The sequence below is a fragment of the Corynebacterium jeikeium genome (assembly GCF_028609885.1).
Classification (GTDB): domain Bacteria; phylum Actinomycetota; class Actinomycetes; order Mycobacteriales; family Mycobacteriaceae; genus Corynebacterium; species Corynebacterium jeikeium.
This window is the reverse complement of sequence record NZ_CP063195.1, coordinates 539,092-558,154: the sequence shown is the minus strand read 5'-3', so window position 1 is coordinate 558,154 and position 19,063 is coordinate 539,092. Positions and strand designations below refer to the sequence as shown.

11 protein-coding genes are annotated in these 19,063 nt (G+C 63.3%); 5 read left to right on the top strand and 6 right to left on the bottom strand.

Annotated elements, in window-relative coordinates:
- Positions 1-98: 98 nt before the first annotated feature.
- Positions 99-3,575, top strand: a complete 3,477-nt coding sequence (locus tag CJEIK_RS02390; protein ID WP_034964816.1) for a bifunctional proline dehydrogenase/L-glutamate gamma-semialdehyde dehydrogenase — start codon at positions 99-101, stop codon at positions 3,573-3,575.
- Between the two features lie 91 nt (positions 3,576-3,666).
- Here CJEIK_RS02390 and prfB read toward each other — a convergent pair whose 3' ends face one another.
- Positions 3,667-4,800, bottom strand: coding sequence for a peptide chain release factor 2 (gene prfB, locus CJEIK_RS02385; RefSeq protein ID WP_005294329.1), 1,134 nt, complete (start codon positions 4,798-4,800; stop codon positions 3,667-3,669).
- Between the two features lie 30 nt (positions 4,801-4,830).
- On the opposite strand from prfB, the gene CJEIK_RS02380 reads away from it, so the two are divergent.
- Together CJEIK_RS02380 and CJEIK_RS02375 are read left to right on the top strand one after the other, a co-directional pair.
- Positions 4,831-5,700 carry an inositol monophosphatase family protein gene (locus tag CJEIK_RS02380; RefSeq protein ID WP_011273134.1) on the top strand — a complete coding sequence of 290 codons (870 nt, stop codon included), beginning with the start codon at positions 4,831-4,833 and terminating at the stop codon, positions 5,698-5,700.
- 83 nt (positions 5,701-5,783) lie between these two features.
- A complete protein-coding gene (locus CJEIK_RS02375; RefSeq protein WP_005294333.1) occupies positions 5,784-6,671 on the top strand; it encodes an inositol monophosphatase family protein in 888 nt (295 codons plus the stop codon).
- 19 nt (positions 6,672-6,690) lie between these two features.
- Here the strand turns inward: CJEIK_RS02375 and CJEIK_RS02370 are convergent, their stop codons facing one another.
- Positions 6,691-8,214 (bottom strand): NAD-dependent succinate-semialdehyde dehydrogenase, encoded by a 1,524-nt coding sequence (locus CJEIK_RS02370; protein ID WP_005294336.1) that lies wholly within the window; start codon positions 8,212-8,214, stop codon positions 6,691-6,693.
- 115 nt (positions 8,215-8,329) lie between these two features.
- Between CJEIK_RS02370 and pgi the strand changes: the two genes are divergently transcribed.
- Together pgi and CJEIK_RS02360 are read left to right on the top strand one after the other, a co-directional pair.
- Positions 8,330-10,027: a glucose-6-phosphate isomerase gene (pgi, locus tag CJEIK_RS02365; RefSeq protein ID WP_005294341.1), complete on the top strand. Its 1,698-nt coding sequence runs from the start codon at positions 8,330-8,332 to the stop codon at positions 10,025-10,027.
- Positions 10,028-10,415: 388 nt separating this feature from the next.
- The gene (locus CJEIK_RS02360) at positions 10,416-10,640 is read left to right on the top strand and encodes a hypothetical protein (protein WP_005294343.1); all 225 of its coding nucleotides are present in this window, start codon (positions 10,416-10,418) and stop codon (positions 10,638-10,640) included.
- 168 nt (positions 10,641-10,808) lie between these two features.
- On the opposite strand, the gene CJEIK_RS02355 is transcribed toward CJEIK_RS02360, so the two are convergent.
- The 4 genes from CJEIK_RS02355 to CJEIK_RS02340 all read right to left on the bottom strand — a co-directional run bounded on the left by CJEIK_RS02355 (position 10,809) and on the right by CJEIK_RS02340 (position 19,055).
- Positions 10,809-11,570 (bottom strand): hypothetical protein, encoded by a 762-nt coding sequence (locus tag CJEIK_RS02355; protein WP_005294346.1) that lies wholly within the window; start codon positions 11,568-11,570, stop codon positions 10,809-10,811.
- A 113-nt stretch (positions 11,571-11,683) separates the two neighbouring features.
- Positions 11,684-12,496, bottom strand: coding sequence for a hypothetical protein (locus tag CJEIK_RS02350; protein WP_005294348.1), 813 nt, complete (start codon positions 12,494-12,496; stop codon positions 11,684-11,686).
- Positions 12,497-13,222: 726 nt separating this feature from the next.
- Entirely contained in the window at positions 13,223-14,068 is an 846-nt protein-coding gene (locus CJEIK_RS02345) for a DNA-formamidopyrimidine glycosylase family protein (protein WP_005294351.1), read from the bottom strand.
- On the bottom strand, positions 14,061-19,055 hold the full coding sequence (locus tag CJEIK_RS02340) for a DEAD/DEAH box helicase (RefSeq protein ID WP_035008843.1): 4,995 nt from the start codon (positions 19,053-19,055) through the stop codon (positions 14,061-14,063). The genes CJEIK_RS02345 and CJEIK_RS02340 overlap by 8 nt, the downstream gene beginning before the upstream one ends.
- Between the last annotated feature and the right edge of the window lie 8 nt (positions 19,056-19,063).

Sequence of the window (19,063 nt, the reverse complement as noted above, 5' to 3'; positions counted from 1 at the left end):
CCAGACCCCAATCGTTAGTGTGGAAAACGTACCTTGCACACCGCTTGGCCAGGCCCCACATTGTGCCTTGGCCAACGATCCAAGAATTGAGGTCGGCGTTGAACAGCCAGGCTAATACTCCTTTACCAAATAGCTCCGATGTCGAAGCGGTGGTCACCAAGGCCATCCACCGTGCCGAACAGTGGCTGGAGGTCGAAGAAACCTCCGCCTCCACGAAGCAACTGGCAGACATGGTGCATGATCCCGACGGTGTGGAATTCACCTTCGCTTTCGTCGACCGCGTGGCCCGCCCCGAGGACAACCACGTTTCGGCCAAGGAATTCGCCAAGATCGCCAACCCGTTTAAGCGCACCGAGCCGGTGCCGGGGTTCATGAGCTTGGTCGATTCCATCCTGGTTACCGCCGGTTCCATCGCCGCCCCGCTGCTGCCAAACATCGTCATGCCGATCGCGCGCTCCTACCTGCGCGCCACCGTCGGCCACCTGGTGCTGGATGCGGAATCCAAGGCGCTGGACCGCATGCTAGACGACTACCGCGATAAGGGCTTCCAGCTGAACCTCAACCTGCTGGGCGAGGCCGTGCTTGGCGAAGCTGAGGCGCAGCGCCGTCTAGACAACACCCTCGATCTGCTGAAGAACCCTCGGGTGGACTACGTTTCCGTCAAGGCCTCCTCTGTGGTCAGCCAGCTGAATCACTGGGATTTCGAGGGCTCCATCGAACGTCTGAAGGATCGCCTGCGCCCGCTGTACCGACAGGCCATGAAGCGCGACCCACACCCCTTCATCAATCTGGACATGGAGGAGTACAAGGACCTCCACCTGACCATCAAGCTGTTCACCGAGCTATTGGATGAAGAAGAGTTCCAGAGCCTCGAGGCCGGCATTGTGCTGCAGGCATACCTGCCCGACACCTTCGACGCTCTACAGGAGCTGGCGGAGTTCGCCGCGCAGCGTCGCGCCAAGGGCGGCGCGAAGATCAAGGTGCGCCTGGTGAAGGGCGCCAACCTTTCCATGGAGCGCGTGGATTCCGAGGTCCACGACTGGCCACAGGCGCCCTACCTCACAAAGGCAGAGGTGGACGCCAACTACATCCGCCTGCTGGACTGGGTGCTGCAGCCAGAGCACGCAGATAATCTGCGCATCGGCGTGGCTTCGCACAACCTTTACCACCTGGCCCTCGCTCACGAGCTGTCCGTCGTCCGCAATGTCGAGCACCAGCTGGACGTGGAAATGCTGCAGGGTATGTCCCCCGCGCAGTCCGAGGCGGTGCGCGACGTCGCCGGCAACATGATCCTGTACACCCCGGTGGTCAAGAAAGAAGACTTCGACGTGGCCATCAGCTATCTGGTGCGCCGCCTGGAGGAAAACGGTGCGAAGCAGAACTTCCTCTACGCGCTGTTCACGCCAGAGGATGACGAAACCGACGTTACCGGCATGACTCCGATGCAGGGCCAGGAGCTGCGCTTCCGCAACTCCGTGCGCGACCGTTGGGAGACCTTCGCCGGTTCGCGTCGAACCCAGAACCGTTTGAAGGAAGAGGCAGAGAAGAAGGGCTGCCAGTCCGACGGCCTGCCCGGCAACTTCGTCAACGAGCCCGATACCGACCCGACGCTGCCCGCCAACCGCGAGTGGGCGCTCAAGATCGTCGATCCGTCGAGCGATCCTGGCCCCGCCCAGACCCCGGAGGTTACTGACCCTGCGGTTATTGACGCCGCCGTCGCCCGTTGCCGCGAGGCTTCTGCACAGTGGTCGCAGAAGACCGGCGCCGAGCGTGCAGAGCTGCTGGACCAGGCAGCACATGCCCTGGCCAACAACCGTTCGAAGCTGATTTCGGCTGCGGTGTTTGAGGCGGGCAAGACCGTCGCCGAGACCGACCCCGAGGTTTCCGAGGCCATCGACTTCGCCCGCTACTACGCAGAGAGCGCCCGCCAGCTGGACCACGTCCGCGGATCGGTGTTCACCCCGTACAAGTCCGTGGTGGTCACCCCGCCGTGGAACTTCCCCATCGCCATCCCGCTGGGCGGCGTATTCGCGGCCCTGGCTGCCGGCTCCTGTGTGATCATTAAGCCTGCGCCGCAGGTACTGCGCATCGCGGAGGTCTTCATGGAGATTCTGCGCGAGGCTGGCATCTCGGAGGACCTGGTGCAGCTGGTCAACGCCGACGAGGCCGAGGCCGGCAAGCGCCTGGTGAGCCACCCGGATGTCGAGTCCGTGATCCTCACCGGAGCTTCCGAGACCGCGAAACTGTTCCGCGGTTGGAAGCCGCGCATGGTCATTAACGCGGAGACCTCCGGCAAGAACGCGATCATCGTTACCCCGGCAGCTGACCCGGATCTGGCGGTGGCGGATATTTTCAAGTCCGCATATGGCCACGCGGGTCAGAAGTGCTCTGCCGCCTCGCTGATCATCACCGTCGGTTCGATTGGCAAGTCCAAGCGCTTCATCAACCAGCTGGTCGATGCGGTGCGTTCCATGAAGGTCGGCCCGGGCTCCGACATCTCCACGTTCATGAACGGCGTGATCGAAGAGCCGGGCGACAAGCTGCTGCGCGGCCTGACCGAACTGGATAAGGGCGAGAAGTGGCTGGTCAAGCCCCGCAAGCTCAATGATGAGGGAACCCTGTGGTCCCCTGGCCTGCGCGATAACGTGAAGCCGGGCAGCTGGTTCCACACCCACGAATGCTTCGGCCCGGTGGCGGGCATCATGCACGCCGAGACCCTGGACGAAGCCATCGAATGGCAGAACTCCACCGGTTTCGGTCTAACTGGCGGCATTCACACTATCGACGTGGACGAGACCGCCTACTGGCGCGAGCGCGTGGAGGTTGGCAACGCCTACGTGGAACGCGGCATCACCGGCGCTATCGTGCAGCGTCAGTCCTTCGGCGGATGGAAGAACTCCGCTCTGGGTAGCGGCGCGAAGGCCGGTGGCCCGAACTACGTCGCCCAGCAAGGCGTGTGGACCGAGGGCGACTTGAGCGAGCTGGCTGCAGGCACCCTGCCGACGCACATCACGCAGCTGCTGCGCGAGATCCGCGGCCTGGGCTCCCCTGCCCTGTCCAAGGACGATCACGTCTGGCTGCGCCGCGCCGCAGAATCGGATGCCTACGCCATGTCCACCGAGTTTGGCGTGGAGCACGACAAGACGGCCCTGGTCGTGGAGTCCAACGTGTTCCGCTACAAGCCGCTGCTCGAGCCGCTGCGCGTCCGCGTTTCCGAGGGCGCCAACCCGCGCGATCTGCTGCGCCTGAAGCTAGCCTCCGCTGCTACGGGCACGGAACTGGATATCTCCGCCAACCCGGAGGTTGCCCGCGAGTGGGGCGAGCTCGGCGAGCAGATGCGCACTTCCTCCGATCGCGACTTTGCCGAGGAAATCGCCATCGCCCAGTCCGTGCGCGTCCGCTCGCTGGGTGAGGCTCCGGATGAGTTCTACGAGGCCGCTGCGAAGTCCGGCTCCGTGATTCTGGATCAGGATGTACTGCCCGATGGCCGCCGCGAGCTGCTGCCGCTGCTGCTAGAGCAGGCGATCTCCACCACGGAGCACCGCTTCGGCTACATCCACGGCCTCACCCCTTAAGGCGCAGCGCTGAGCCTGACCGGGCACGCAGCCCTGGCTCAGCCACCGCCAGGCACGCAGCCCGGCGCGCGCTCGCGTACAGCCCGGCGCGCTAGGCCTGTGCTTCCTGCTGCTGCGCCATGCGCCAGCGGATGCCGGCCTCCAGGAAGCCGTCGAGGTCACCATCCAGCACCTTACTGGGGTCGTTGACCTCGACGTTCGTGCGTAGGTCCTTCACCATCTGGTACGGGTGCAGCACATAGTTGCGCATCTGGTTACCCCAGGAGTTCGAGCCGTCGCCCTTCAGCGCATCCATTTCGGCCTGCTCTTCTTGACGCTTACGCTCCAGCAGCTTCGCCTGCAGCACCCGCATAGCGGATGCCTTGTTCTGAATCTGCGATTTTTCGTTCTGGCATGTCACCACAATGCCGGTGGGCACGTGGGTTAGGCGCACCGCTGAGTCGGTGGTGTTCACCGACTGCCCGCCGGGGCCAGAGGAGCGGTAGACGTCCACTCGTACGTCGTTTTCGTCAATGTCGATGTGGTCGGTCTGCTCCACCACTGGCAGCACCTCCACCTCGGCAAACGAAGTCTGGCGGCGGCCCTGGTTGTCGAAGGGGGAAATGCGCACCAGGCGGTGGGTTCCCTGCTCCACGGAGAGGGTGCCGTACATGTATTCGCCGTGGATGACGATGGTCGCGGACTTAATGCCGGCTTCCTCGGCGTAGGAGATGTCGTAGACCTCCACCTTGTGCCCGGCCTTTTCGGCCCAGCGGGTGTACATGCGCAGCAGCATTTCTGCCCAGTCGGCGGCATCCACGCCGCCGGCCGCACTGCGGATGTTCAGCACTGCCTCACGCTCGTCGTACTCCCCCGACAGCATCGTCGTGACCTCGAGCGATTCGATCTCCTGGCGCAGCTCCTCCCGTTCCGTGTCGGCCAGCTGCACCGCTTCCTGAGCCGCGTCCGGATCGTCCCCGGCTTCCTCCTCAGCCATGTCGTAGAGCACCGGAAGGTCATCCAGGCGTTGGCGTAACCCCTTGACTTTCTTCAATTTTGACTGCACTCGGGAGAGTTCGGAAGTGACCTGCTGCGCGTGGTCCGGGTCGTCCCACAGGGACGGGTCGGCGGACTTTTCCTCCAGTTCGCGGGCGCGGTCGCCCAGCTCGTCGAGATCCAGCACCTTCTCGATCGTGGTTAGGGTGCCGTCCAGGTCGCTTAGGTCTGCAGAAACTTCCGGTTGCATAATGCGCAAGTCTACCCGGCGACATGCACAATGGAATGTATGGCTACTAACGGTTCTGATTCTTCTTCCCCGATCCCAGAGGACATGCTGAACGCAATCATCAAGACGTTCATCGTGGCGCATGTCGATGACTCCGACCACCATCTGGCCCAGGCGTTGGTCTATAACGCGGGCCGTTTGGCGTGGCGTATGCGCCAGACGGGCTTGGATACGGAGCAAAAGTCGTCCGTTAGCGATGTTGTCACCGCTGCGGATCGCGCGGCCGAGAAGTTCATCGCAGATGCGCTGCGCGCGATCCGCCCCGACGATGGTCTGTTGGGAGAGGAGGGCACCGCCGTGGAGTCGAAATCCGGTCGTACCTGGGTGATCGACCCGGTCGACGGCACGTACAACTTCACTACTGGTTCGGATTATTGGTGCTCTGCCCTGGCTCTAGTCGAAGGTTCTCCCGATGATCCGGACGCCCTGTTGTTCGGCGCCGTTCACCGTCCGGCGATGGGCTACACGTGGTTTGGTGGTCCGGGTATTCCTACTACTCGTGACGCCGCCGAGATCAGTCTGCCGAATACTTCGGCGGAACTGACCTGCCTGGGTGGCTACTTGCACCCAACCGATATCGCGGACGCCACCCGGCTGAACAACTGGAAGGCTGTGAGCACGCAGTTTGCCACGCTGCGCATGCTGGGGTCTGCGTCCATCGATCTAGCATGCGTGGCCGGTGGCGAGCTCGGCTGCTGGATGCAGCACAGCGTGGCCAGCTGGGACTGGCTGCCTGGGCGCGCTTTGGTGGAGGGCGCTGGGGGCGTCGCTAAGAAGGAAGAAAAAGACGGCACCACCTGGTTCATTGCCGGGGCGCCCGATGCAGTAGAACATGCTGTTAAGGCACTGCGCGAAGCCTAGCGAGAAGCTCACCTATCCCCCTCACCACACCAGTCACACAAACCCCATAGCTTTACCTGCGCCACGGGGTTATCATGTGTCTCATGACGGACTCAGTTTCCCCATATGCAGATGACCTAACCCTGGCACTCTCGCTGGCCGACGCAGCCGACGCGATCACCATGGCACGTTTCGAGGCGAACGACCTGAGCGTTGAATCGAAGCCCGACCTCACGCCGGTAAGCGACGCAGACACCGCCGTGGAAAAGGAACTGCGGGAACTCATCGCCGCACATCACCCGGAGGACGCACTGCTGGGCGAGGAATTCGGCGGCGACGTCACCTTCGCCGGGCGCCAGTGGGTCATCGACCCCATCGACGGCACCAAAAACTTCGTCCGTGGCGTGCCCGTGTGGGCCACGCTGATCAGCCTGCTGGTAGACGGCAAGCCAGTGGTGGGTGTCGTCTCCGCCCCCGCACTGGGGCGCCGCTGGTGGGCCGCCGAGGGAGCCGGCGCATGGCGACTGTTTAACACCCCGGCGAGCGCCGCTGCCACCGGCGGCACTGGTAACACTGGCGACACGGGAGACACTGGCAGCACTGGCAACGCAGACGGCGGGATGCCGTCGGTGGGTGCCCGCCGCCTGGAAGTCTCAAAAGTCGCGCAGGTCGCGGACTCTTCGATTGCTATTTCCTCGCTCTCCGGCTGGGCGGACTGCGGCAAGCGCGAGCAGCTGATCAGCCTGACGGATTCTGCGTGGCGCCTGCGCGGATACGGCGACTTCTGGTCCTACATGCTGGTCGCCGAGGGTGCAGTGGACATCGCCGCCGAGCCGGAGGTAAGCCTCTGGGACCTGGCGGCGCTGGCGCCGATCATCACGGAGGCCGGCGGACGCTTCACCTCCCTGGACGGCCAGGACGGCCCACACGGCGGGTCCGCCGTCGCCACCAACGGCCTGCTGCACGAGGCCACGCTCAGCGCCCTCGAATAGGCGCTAACCGAGCCTAACCCTAGACGTCGAGCGCCAGATACACGGTGTCGAGGTACTCCTCGATGCCCTCGAAACCACCCTCGCGGCCCAGGCCGGACTGCTTCACTCCGCCGAACGGAGCAGACGCATCCGATAGCGCGCCACGGTTCACGCCGACCATTCCGGCCTCCATGCGCTCGGCGAAGCGCAGGGTCTTCTTCATATCCTCGCCCATCACATAGCCAGCCAGGCCGAAGACGGTATCGTTGGCGACCTTCAAGGCTTCCTCATCGCTGGAGACGCGCTGCACGGCCGCGACAGGACCGAAGATCTCCTGATTAGCGATCTCAAACTGTGGCGTCACGCCCGTAAGCACCGTGGCGGGATACCAGAAACCATTCGAGTCCAGGTCGGGGTGCGTCTCCCCCAGCTTCTCCAAGGCCTCATTACCGCCCAGGGCAACGTGCGCCCCCTCCTCGACGGCCTTGGCCACCATGTCGCGCACTCCATCGCGCTGCTCCTGGCTGACCAGAGGCCCCATCGTCGTCTTCGAATCGGTTCCCGGCCCCATCACGAACTCGCTCATCTTCTGCACCAGCCCAGCCTCGAACTCCTCGGCCAGGGACTCGTGAACGATGAAGCGGTTAGCGGCCACACAAACCTGACCCGCGCCACGCATCTTCGCCGCAATAGCCTGCTCCACAGCCTTGTCCACATCCGCGTGCTCCAACACGACGAAAGGTGCGTTACCGCCGAGTTCCAGCGAAGTGCGGATCGTCTTCTGCTCTGCGGTGGCGGCCAGCGCCTGGCCGACCTCCGTGGAACCTGTGAACGTCAGCTTGCGCAGACGGTCGTCGTCCAACAGGGCGGACACGCGGCGCGCCGAGGACGTCGGCAGCACCTGGAACACACCATCCGGAATGCCCGCGATGCGCCCCAGCTCCGCGAAGTAAAGCATCGTCAGCGGAGTTAGCTGCGCCGGCTTGGCAATCACGGTGCAGCCCGCCGCTAGCGCCGGCGCTAGCTTGCGGGTCACCATCGCCAGCGGGAAATTCCACGGGGTGATCGCCAGCACCGGCCCGACCGGACGGTGCGTAGTCACGATGCGCCCATTGCCCGCCGGGGCCACGCGATACTCGCCAGCGATAGCCGCCGCTCGCTCGCTGAACCAGCGCAGGTACTCGGCGGCGTAGGTCACCTCACCCTTGGAATCTGGCAGCGCGCGCCCCAGCTCCAGGGACTGCAGAGCCGCCAGCTGATCCGCGTGCTCGTGCACCAGGTCGAACAGCCGACGCAGAAGCTCGGAACGCTCCCGCGGGGTGGATTCGGCCCAGTCCGCCTGAACCTCCACGGCCTTATCCATGGCCTCTCGCGCATCATCCTCTGTCGCCGCGGCGACATCCGCGAAGGGCTTCCCCGTGGCGGCGTCAATAACCGAAATAGTTTCACCGGCAGACCCGGCGCGCCAGGCCCCACCTAAGAACAAGCCCGTGGGCACCTCGAAGGAAAGCCCCGCGGCCTGAAGAGTAGTGCTGAATTCAGAAGGAATGTTGAGTGAAGTCATACACCCACATATACGCGTCTTTCGGAAGCAGGCTTGCAGACCGCCACGAGCCTGCACCTTTTCCACTACCGTGGAAAGTGATAATTACAGCGACGAAAGGAGCCCAGCTGTGCCTATGCCACAACAACGCGAAGCCGCACATAAGACACGGGAATGGAAGAAGCTCACCGAATATGCCGACGCAACGCGCGGCACCCAACTGCGAGAGCTCTTCACCGAACAGCCGGGACGTTCCAGCGACATGACCTACAACGTAGGTCCGCTGCACGTAGACCTGTCGAAGAACCTCATCGACGAGCGCGGACTGCGCCTGCTGCTGGACCTGGCGCGCGCCCGTGGCCTGGAGGACTACCGCAGCGCCATGTTCGACGGCGAGCACATCAACACCACCGAGGATCGTGCCGTGCTGCACACCGCGCTGCGCATTCCGGTCGACCGCGAGTTCAGCATCCCAGTCGGAGCCGACGAGACGCAGGACGTGGCCGCCGACGTGCACGCAGTGCTGGGCCGCATGCGCGACTTCGCTAAGGCGCTCCGCTCCGGCTCCTGGCAGGGCGTGACCGGGCACACCATCAAGCACGTCGTGAACATCGGCATCGGCGGCTCCGACCTGGGTCCGGCGATGGCTGCACAGGCACTGCGCCCCTACATGACGGCCGGCATTACGCCGCACTTCATCTCCAACATCGACCCGGCGGACGTGGCCGGCACTCTCGACGGGCTGGATCCCGAATCCACCCTTTTCGTCATTGCCTCCAAGACCTTCACCACCTCTGAGACCCTGGCCAACGCCCACGCCGCGCGCCGCTGGCTGCTGCGCAACCTCGCCGATGAGGGCGTGGACGTCGAGGGGGACGACGCCATCCGTGACATCACCGCCAAGCACTTCGTGGCCGTCTCCACCGCGGCGGAAAAGGTGCAGGACTTCGGCATCGACACGAAGAACATGTTCGAGTTTTGGGACTGGGTAGGCGGCCGCTACTCCGTGGATTCCGCCATTGGCCTGTCCCTGATGGCCGCCATTGGGCCGCAGGACTTCATGCGCTTCCTGGAGGGCTTCCACGAGGTAGACGACCACTTCCGCACCGAGCCACTGGAGATGAACATTCCGGTACTGATGGGCATGCTGGGCGTGTGGTACACCGACTTTCTGGGAGCGCAGTCGCACGCAGTGCTGCCGTATTCCGAGGACATGGCGCGCTTCCCCGCCTATCTGCAGCAGCTGACGATGGAATCCAATGGCAAGTCCGTGCAGCTAGACGGCACCCCGGTGGAGGTACCATCCGGCGAAATCTACTGGGGCGAGCCCGGCACGAACGGCCAGCACGCTTTCTTCCAGCTGCTCCACCAGGGCACGCACCTGGTGCCGGCTGACTTCATTGGCTTCGTCAACCCGCACGACGATGCAGTCGCCGCCGACGGAACCACCAGCATGCACGACATGTTGATGTCCAACTTCTTTGCCCAGACCCGCGTGCTGGCCTTCGGCAAGAACGCCGAGGAGTTGAAGGAGGAGGGTGTGGCCCCCGGTTTGATCCCGCACAAGGTGATGCCCGGCAACCGTCCGACCACCACGATCCTGGCCAACAAGCTGACCCCGAAGACGCTGGGCGCACTGATCGCACTGTACGAGCACATTGTCTTCGTACAGGGCGTGATCTGGGGTATCAACAGCTTTGACCAGTGGGGGGTGGAGCTCGGCAAGAAGCAGGCAAACGCGCTGTTGCCTGCGGTTACTGGTGAGGAGCGTAGTGACGCCGGCGACTCCTCCACCGACGACCTCATCGCCTACTACCGTCAGCACCGGGATTAGCGACTTACTCCGAAGGCTAACGCTGGGGAGGGCGCCGGAGCTAGATACTGTCGAGGCGAGCGGGCGCCGGTTTCTGGGCAAATGTCGCTAGAACGAGAATACGTTATTTAAACACATTTTCATCTATACATAATGCCTGGTCAGAGAGACGCGCTCGCCCTACGGTTTGAAAACCGTCCGACGTATTCCCGTTCTAACGACATTTGCGCCCGAACTTTCGCCGAAAGCTGTCTGTCGCAACCTCGATCCAGCGCCAATCGCGCCTGAATCCGCCCCGAAAGCTAAGGCTGGGGGCTCGGTGATCGATTTCACTTACGAAACCCGCTTCCCCCATAGCTGGTTTTGACTGGTTGTGACCGCACGAATGCCCAGAAAGGAACACCCCCCAATGAAGATCCGCAAGGCTTTGGCAGTAGGTATCGCAGCCGCATCCATCAGCGCTGGCGTAGCTGCGCCGGCACAAGCTGCCCGGACGGAAGGCACCCCGTCCCCCTCGTCCTCACTGTCTAACATTGCACCTGGATGGTTCGGCTTACTGCTCGCACCAGGCTTGCTGCTGGCTATCGCGATTCGCGTCCTGCTGAAGGGTGAATCGAACTGGATGCTTCCTTAACAAAGGTAGAAACTAGACCCAGCGCCTTCAGTTCCTAGCCATCTGGCAAAACCCACTGTGCAGAGCGAATTCTAGATAACGAAACTAAGGCTCCCCGCTGACGCGGGGAGCCTTAGTGTGTTTAGACGGAGTTAGCCATTCAGATCAGAGATCCGATCAGAGATCAGACTAGAACAGACCCTTGGTCGGCTTGTGCATAACGTCGGTGGTGGTGATCTCACGGGAGTCGACGTTCTGGTCGTTAGAAGTGGACTTGTCCTCTTCCAGACGACCGGTCTGGGTGACGGTGATGTAGTTCACCAGGCGCCCCAGCTTGGTCTTGCCATCGCCGAAGTTCAGGTTCGCCAGCAGCTGGGAATCACCCGGGTTGACCGGGTTGGACAGGGTGACCTCGAAGCTACGAACAGACTTTTCCTTGTCGAAGCCCAGGTCACGGGTGTATGCACCGTTGAACCAGCCCGGGGTGATCAGGCGGTCAACACCCTTCGGTCCCTTCTCGGTGTGCACGTCGATACGGAAGGAGGTAGCCGGGAAGTCCTGGTAGTAGGTCTCGGAGCCAACGTTCTTGGCGGAGATGGAGACCAGGCCTGCGAAACCAGCAGCCTTGCCAGCAGCGACGCGGATCTCCGGCTTCAGGTCGTACTTCTCGCCGGACTGCTCAGCCTCGTCCTTAGCGGGCTGCTCAGCCTCGTCAGCGGACGGCTTTTCGGCTTCGGCAGCCGGGGCCTCGTCAGCGGACGGCTTTTCGGCTTCGTCAGCCGGAGCTTCATCAGCCGGAGCCTCGGCAGCGTCAGTGTTCTCAGCGACAGCAACGTCGTGGTTGAAGCCAGGATCGACAGCATCTTCAGCGAAAGCGTTGCCAGCGCCCGCGAAAGCGGTGGTCACGCCAATGGCAGCAGCGAGGGTCAGGGAAGCTGCGTTCTTCTTCATGTGAGGGGGTTCCTTACTTAGTAGGGGCGGGGTGAAGGGACATAGCCTGCGAAAGCTAGGAGCAGTAGCTCAAGCCCCTTCGAACCTGCTGGATATTCTGCGCGATAAGGGGTTTATGCGTCGGCGTTCTCAGCCGGCTTTGCTTCGTCAGCTGGCTTGTCAGCTGGCTTCTCAGCCGGCTTGTCGGCCGGCTTATCAGCAGGCTTCTCGGCGTCCTCCGGCTTTGCCGGGACAGCGGAGTCAGCCGGGTTGCCGTACAGCTTCACGTTGACCTGGTTCTTGATCGGAGTCAGCGCGGACCACGGGGTCGGGGTGGACCAGGTGCCGTTGGCCTTGCAGAACTGCTGGGTGCCGGTCATGTTGATGGTGCGGAAGCCGTAGGTGGCCTCGCCGGTGTGGCCTGCCGGGACGTCGTACGGGCCAACGGTCTGGCCAACGTTCCAGCTCAGGGAGTAGGAAGCCTCAGCGCCGATGGTCTTTGCCAGCTCGTAGGCGATGCCAACGCTGCCCTTGGCGTCCTTGGCGGAGCCTTCGCCGCCCAGGTTGACGCTGGTGGTCTCCGTGCGGTCACCCTTGATGCTGATGGAGATGGTCTGAGTCTTGGACAGCTCCTGGGTCAGCGGGATGGTGTTCTTGGACTGGTTGGTGGCGGAGATGGTGCCCGCCGGGGTGAACTTGTCGTCCACCTTGTAGACGACGGTGCGGTAGTCCTCGCCGGAGTTGCATACCGGGTGCGGGTTCAGGACGTTGGCCTTGATGTGGTCGCTACCGTGAGTGGTGTTGACGATCGGCAGGGTCGGGTTGAGCTTCGGAGTCTCCGGGTAGTGCTCTTCCTTGGTGATTGCGGATGCGGGAGATGCTACGGCTGCTGCAACGATAGCGGCGGCAGCAGCTGCACTTGCACCGTTCTTCCACAGGTTCTTCATGTTTTGTGCTCCTCTTGCACGCCACTGGACGAAAACGTGCGCGAGCTGGATACTCTCCGGCTCGCACGGGCTGGGGCGTGTTTGGTGATGCTGCGAGAATACGCGCCGCCAGCCAAGGGGTTCTGCGAGATTTCGGCCAGGTGACTATGGGTTTGAATCCGGTCTTAGGGGTGCCCTCCCCGGGTGCTGCGCGCCGAATTGCGAGGGCCGCTACACACCCAGGTTCTGAGTGACGGGATTTAACTCTAGCTCCTCAAAGCCGGTAATTGTTCGACAATTATGCGCCCCCGTGCACGGCATTTAACCCCAAGTTCACCAACCCTTAAGCAACAGTTCACCAAAAGAACCTTAGTCAACCCTTAAAGAACTCCACCCACCTCGCCGAAACCGGATTCACACCCCTGCAATTTAGCCCGAGCCGTCTACTTAGGTAACCCTTGCTTTGACCATCGAAAAGCCTTGATTGACGCGGTAACCACCCCACACAAACACACCCATCCTTAAAAAATAAGAATAGCAGACCCTTTTGTTTCCGAAATTTTCACACAATCGCACTTTTTCTAAATACATAACCTTGAGCTACATGAACTTTAGGTAAACTCACGCGACCTGCACTTTTACCCCTCCCACCGAACGAAACCACCCCTTTTTGGGGCTATTGACCGGATTGTCAAGTAGTCCGCGAAGCAGCCTCTCTAGCGACCTCTTCCCCCACCTCGAAGAAGCTCACCGCTCCTGACAGTTCGGACACCACCAGATAATCCGCTCCAACTCCGCCGAATCTAGATCCGGATCCCCACCAGCCCAGCGTCCTCCTAGCGTTGACTGCTGGATCGCCGTCCCGCACCGCCGGCATGCCTTACCCGCACGGCCAAACACCCAGTTAGTTTGCCCGGCCCGACGGTCGCCTGTGAAGACTCGGTGCGGCTCAAGACGGTTATCCCACATCACTCTTCGCGCCAGGTCTATTGTTTTTGTGACGCCCACTTCTCCCACCTGCCCCACCTTCACCTCCGGGTGCATTCCCACTAGGAACATCACCTCGGCGCGATACTCGTTGCCAATCCCCGCGACGTTCTTCTGATCCAGCAGCGCGGCACCGAGGGTCCTTTCCGGCCGTTGCAGTATCCGCCCAATGGCCTCTTCCCTGCCGCCGTCTTGCCAGTCTTCCGCCAGAATGTCCGGCCCCAAGTGCGCAATAGCCTGCGGATAATCCGCAAAGTTGAACACCCGCACGAAGCCGAGGTCGTGACCCACTAGCTCTATCTCCTCGCCACCGGTGTGCTGGGGGCTAAAGCGCAGCACGATGCGCGCACTATAGCCCGGCCTGCGCCAGCGTTGGCCAGCCCGGTGAATCGCCCACACGCCTTCCATCTTCAGGTGTGTGTGGATCACTCGGTCGCCAACGTGCATAAACAAGTGCTTCCCATACGGCCACACCCGTCGGACTTCTTCACCGTCGAAGCTCTCGGTGGCAAAGCGTGGAACCCTGATGTCCGTATGCCGCACCGTCCGCCCCGTCATCCATTGCAGGCGGTTGGAAAGCTGGAGTACGGAGTCACCCTCAGGCACGGATGCTCAGCCCCTTCGGAGTAAGGCGTGCGCCTGCGGCCACCCAATCTGTCGTAGCAATGTCCATCACCGAGGAACCGTTGACCTTCTCTATGGTCACAGGACTCAAACGCTGGGCACGGATAGCTTCCTTGAGAGCCCCAACCACCAGATCGATCTGCGGAGCTGAGGCGCCGAGCTCGGCAGACGTGGCGTCACCAAAATCGGGCCGAGAAAAAAGACTCACGTTTTTGCCGCCGCGGGATACATACGCCTCGGCGCGACCAGCGGCAATAATGATCATCGCGCCGGCTGTGCGCGTGGGCGATATCCCCTCCGCGGTCGAACGCGAGACCTCCGGCCAGGGCAGTGTGGAGCCGAATGGGTTCGCGGGGTCCAGTACGGAAAGCAACTGTGGCGCGTTTCCGGGTGTGGCCGGTTCGCCAGCATCACGACTACGCCCGTCCTGCGCTCGCCGGAGCTGGGAAATCACGTCGCGCGGAGCGAACTGCGCCCCGCCTAAACCTTCGACAATGTAACCGCGCAATACTTCGCCGGAATCCTCCCAGGCGCTCAGCGTCCGGTATGCCTCAGCGAAGCCCCCGGCGGCCTTCTCCGTCACGACTGCCCCACGAGTAACCACGGCGTAGCGGTCGATCCATGCCTCGGAACGCACCAGGGCAAGCTCCGCAGCATCGAGCGGGGCTTCCAGCTCCCCCACAGCGTCAATACCAGCGCCAATCCCAGTGCCAGTCCCCGCACCGTACACCGCCGACCAGCGCCCCGGCACCGAGGAATGCGCGTTCATCGACCGCCGTGCCGCCCGCGCGAAACCACTGCGCCCCATCCGCACCCGGCGCGCCGAACCGCGCCCCTGGTTCCGTCTAGGTGCGCGGTGTGCCTGCTTGCCAGTGGGGCCAGCCTCCGCCAGCCGCGCCCGCACAGCAGCGAAACTATCGGGCGCAACCAAACCGGCATCGAAGAGCTCCCACAGCGCAGCGTCGACCTCCTCGGGATCCGCCCCCGTCACCGATTGCAGCTCGGCCGCTAGGAACGCACCGCCACGTTGCAGGTGCTCGAGGATCTGTGTGGCCACCATGCCCAAGGTGGTCACTGTTTCTTTATGGACGCCACGTTCCAGCCCCTCCCCACCTTCCAGCAGGTACTCGGCCATGCCCGCGGGTATGAAGCACAGCCAGGCATCCTTGGCGCCGGCCTGTCCGGAACCGACAGCGAGAATCTCGCCGGTACTGAGTAGTTCGTCCAGGTCTCCCGGCTGATAGTCCGGGATGCGCGCGGGAAGCACCAGGGTTTCCCATGCACTGGCGGGAATCGGCACCCCGGCGAGTTGTTCCAGGGCGCTGGCGAGCTCCTCGCGCTGCATCTGGCCCAGACCGTGCCAGTCGGCCAGGAACTGTGCGTAGGTCTGCTGGGTCACCGGCTCCAGCGATCCCCGCGCGGCGGCGAGGGTTGCCGACCGGAGGCGGCGAAGCATCCCCGTATCCACGTACTGGGTTTCGGTGTGCTGAGTTTCCGTGTGCTGGGTTTCCGCCTGCAGGTCGACAAAATGTCCGGCGCTCAAGCGGCGCTGCTTTCCCGTGCCTTGTACTCCCCCGGCCCATCGGGCGAGCAGCGCGTCGGAGGTTGCGCGTCCCAGGCCAAACTCCGCAGCGGCCTCGGCGGCGGTCGTGGGGCCGCGATTCTTCATCCATCGCAGCAACAATTGGTCGATGGCATTATCCACCTGATCCACCTGCTCGGCAGCAATGGCCACGCCAGGTGGAACTGGCACTCCCAGGCCGTCGCGCAGCAGAGGCATATCCTCTACCGCACCGAGTTTCAGTTGCCCACCAAAGTGCACCTCGATCAAGCGCGTGGGAACCAATTCCCGCAGCTGCTCAAGGCTGTCCTCCACTGTCCCAGCCCAGGGTTCGATGCGCTCGCGCACGCCGTCCAGGCTCAGCGGCCCGAGGGCACGCAGCATATCCACAGCTTGTTCCACGCTCGCAGCCTGGCGCCCCTCGGCCAGCCACTGGGCGGCGTCGACCACTCGGCGGACCGCAGTTGGGTCCAGGACCATGCCCTCCTCCCGGGTGCCCAGCACCTTCGCCAGTAACGCTGGGTCCACGGCAAGGGCGGCTGCGCGCTCGGCGGAATCGCCCTCGTACATGAAGGCGCTGGTGTAGGTGAACAGCAGCGACTCGGCAAACGCGCTCGGAGCCTCGGTGGTGACCTCCGCCAGGCGCACACCCCGCTGGCCCAAGTTCGCCACCAGTGCCTTGAGAAAATCCAGGTTGTAGACATCGTGCACGCACTCACGCATGGTCTCCACCATCACCGGGAATTCCGGGTGCTCCCGGGCAACGTCCAGCAGCTGGGCGGCCCGCTGGCGTTGCTGCCACAGCGGCTGGCGCTTGCCAGGATTGCGGCGCGGCAGGAGCAGAGCCCGGGCCGCGGATTCGCGGAAACGGGCTGCAAACAATGCAGATGAGCCGACCTCCTCCATCACATCCGCCAGTGTCGCCTCCGCACGCTCGGCACCGCTGTACCCCTCGCCCAGCAGCAGCTCCATCCCCGGCGGCTCGTCCGAATACGGCAGGCGGAGCACCATGCCGTCGTCGCCGGCCACGGCCATCGCATCAATCCCCGTCCGGCGGTTCAGCTCCGCCCCCAGCGCCAATGCCCACGGCGCATTCACCCCACGGCCGAAGGGAGTGTGCACCACTACGCGCCAGTCGCCGATGTCGTCGCGGAAGCGCTCGATCAGCACGGTTCTCTCATCCGGGATGATCCCGGCGGTTTCCTTCTGCTCCTGGTAGTAGGCATCCAGGTTGGCGCGGGTGTGGGCGTCCAAAAAATCGGCCGAACGAATATCCGCCAAGGTGCCAGAGCCCCAAGTACGTCGGTTCTCACCGATGGCCTTGCCGAGCTCCACAGGACGGCCCGCAGCGTCGCCCACCCAGAACGGCAGGCGGCCTGTGTGACCCGCAGCAGGGGCAACGATCACCTGATCGCGGTTGATTTCCAGGATGCGCCAGCTGCTCGCGCCTAGGGTGAATACGTCGCCGACACGGGACTCGTAGACCATCTCCTCATCCAGCTCGCCGACCCGCCGGGCGCCGTCGTTTTCCCCGGCTGCCAAAAATACCCCGAACATCCCGCGGTCCGGGATGGTGCCGCCGCTGGTCACGGCAAGGCGTTGCGCACCAGGGCGGGCTTCCAAGGTGCCGGCCACAGGGTCATAGATCGCGCGGGCCTTTAGATCCGCGAAGTCGGTGGACGGGTAGCGGCCGCTGATCATTTCGATCACGCCGTCGAAGGCCTCGCGCGGCAGAGTGGCATAGGGGTGCGCGCGGCGGACGACGCGCCACCACTCCTCGACGTCTAGCGCGCCCGTGCCGTCTGCGCCACTTGTGCCGCCCGCCCCGGCCTGCACAGTCGCCGCCACCGTCTGCTGTGCCAGCACGTCCAGCGCATTATGCACCACGTGCAGTGGCTCCAATTCTCCCTTGAGTAGCCGGTCGACGACCACCACCGCAGCCTCAGCGTCCTGCTTGTGCAATGGGTAGATCGTCGCGTGGCTGGTCGCTCCCACGTTGTGCCCGGCGCGACCACAGCGCTGCACTGCCGCAGCCACTGACGGTGGCGCCCCAACCTGTACCACGTGGTCCACCAATCCCATATCGATGCCGAGTTCCAAGGAACTCGTCGCCACCACGCAGCGCAGCTCGCCAGACTTCAGCGCTGCCTCGATGTCGGCGCGCTCGTCTTTGGAAACCGAACCGTGGTGCGCTCGCGCGACGCCCGCCCCGTCCATCCCCCGCACAGCCCCGGACTGCGCCATCATCTGCGCCGGGTCGCGCCTGGTCGGAGCGGCCAGTGCATCCGGATCGTGCTCCTTGGCCCATTCCTCGTTGAGTGCTCCGGTCAGCCGCTCCGCCGCGCGCCGGGAGTTCACGAACACCAGCGTCGACCGGTTCTCCATCACCTGCCGGTAAATCGCACGCTGCACGTGCGGCCACACGCTCTTCTGCTGCGGCAGTGCAGATTCTTTATCCACCCCGCTCGCCACGCGTGCACCCGACCCGACCTGGGTGCTGCCGCCCACCCCTTCGCCGATGAGGCTAGGGCCGAGCAGTGCTTCGTCTACAGGTGCCCCGTCTACTAGTGCTTCCTCTGTTTCTTTTTCTGACGCCGCCTCAGACTCAGCCACCTCATACTCAGCCAGCGCGACGTCTTCGACCGCTGGAGGATCCTGGAAGTCCTCCACCACGCTGGTCACCTGCACATCCCAAGACTTCGGCTGCTCGGGGTTCACCACCGTCACCGGGCGGTCGCCTCCCAAGAAGCTGGCGACTTTATCCACGGGGTTCACCGTCGCCGACAGGCCGATGCGCTGCACCGCCCGGCCCGTCAGCATCTCCAATCGCTCCAGGGACAGCGCCAGGTGTGTGCCGCGCTTCGTTCCGGCCACCGCGTGTACCTCGTCCACAATGACGGTATCCACATTTGCCAGCGTGGCCGCTGCCTTGCTGGTCAGCATCAAGTACAGCGATTCGGGAGTGGTCACCAGAATCTCCGGCGGATTGCGCAGCAGTTTAGAACGTTCCGACTGTGGGGTGTCTCCACTGCGCACGCCCACCCGCACTGGGGCGGCAGTTTCCCCCATTGCGTCGGCCACCCGAGCAATGCCGGCCAGCGGAGCCGCCAGGTTTCGGCTGACGTCCACGCCCAGTGCTTTCAGCGGGGAGATGTACAACACCTTGGTGGGGCTGGATTTTTCAGGCGTGGGGGCGTCATTAAAAAAAGATCCCCCAGAAAGTCGTGACAGCGACCATAAAAAAGCCGCCAGGGTCTTACCCGACCCCGTCGGTGCCACTACTAAAGCATTCTGACCTGCGGAGATAGCTCTCCACGCCTGAGTTTGTACAATCGTCGGCTCGGCGAAGACATCTCGGAACCACGCTGCAACGGGGGCATAAAAGGAATCCAGCGGGTCAACAGCCATGTGACCAT

What these genes read in the sequence shown, in the direction of transcription:
- prfB (WP_005294329.1), bottom strand. Translation starts at nt 4,800, where the DNA reads ATGCAACCGGAAGTTTCTGCAGACCTAAGCGACCTGGACGGCACCCTA.
- CJEIK_RS02380 (WP_011273134.1), top strand. Translation starts at nt 4,831, where the DNA reads ATGGAATGTATGGCTACTAACGGTTCTGATTCTTCTTCCCCGATCCCA.
- CJEIK_RS02375 (WP_005294333.1), top strand. Translation starts at nt 5,784, where the DNA reads ATGACGGACTCAGTTTCCCCATATGCAGATGACCTAACCCTGGCACTC.
- CJEIK_RS02355 (WP_005294346.1), bottom strand. Translation starts at nt 11,570, where the DNA reads ATGAAGAAGAACGCAGCTTCCCTGACCCTCGCTGCTGCCATTGGCGTG.
- CJEIK_RS02340 (WP_035008843.1), bottom strand. Translation starts at nt 19,055, where the DNA reads ATGGCTGTTGACCCGCTGGATTCCTTTTATGCCCCCGTTGCAGCGTGG.
- CJEIK_RS02370 (WP_005294336.1), bottom strand. Translation starts at nt 8,214, where the DNA reads ATGACTTCACTCAACATTCCTTCTGAATTCAGCACTACTCTTCAGGCC.
- pgi (WP_005294341.1), top strand. Translation starts at nt 8,330, where the DNA reads ATGCCACAACAACGCGAAGCCGCACATAAGACACGGGAATGGAAGAAG.
- CJEIK_RS02350 (WP_005294348.1), bottom strand. Translation starts at nt 12,496, where the DNA reads ATGAAGAACCTGTGGAAGAACGGTGCAAGTGCAGCTGCTGCCGCCGCT.
- CJEIK_RS02360 (WP_005294343.1), top strand. Translation starts at nt 10,416, where the DNA reads ATGAAGATCCGCAAGGCTTTGGCAGTAGGTATCGCAGCCGCATCCATC.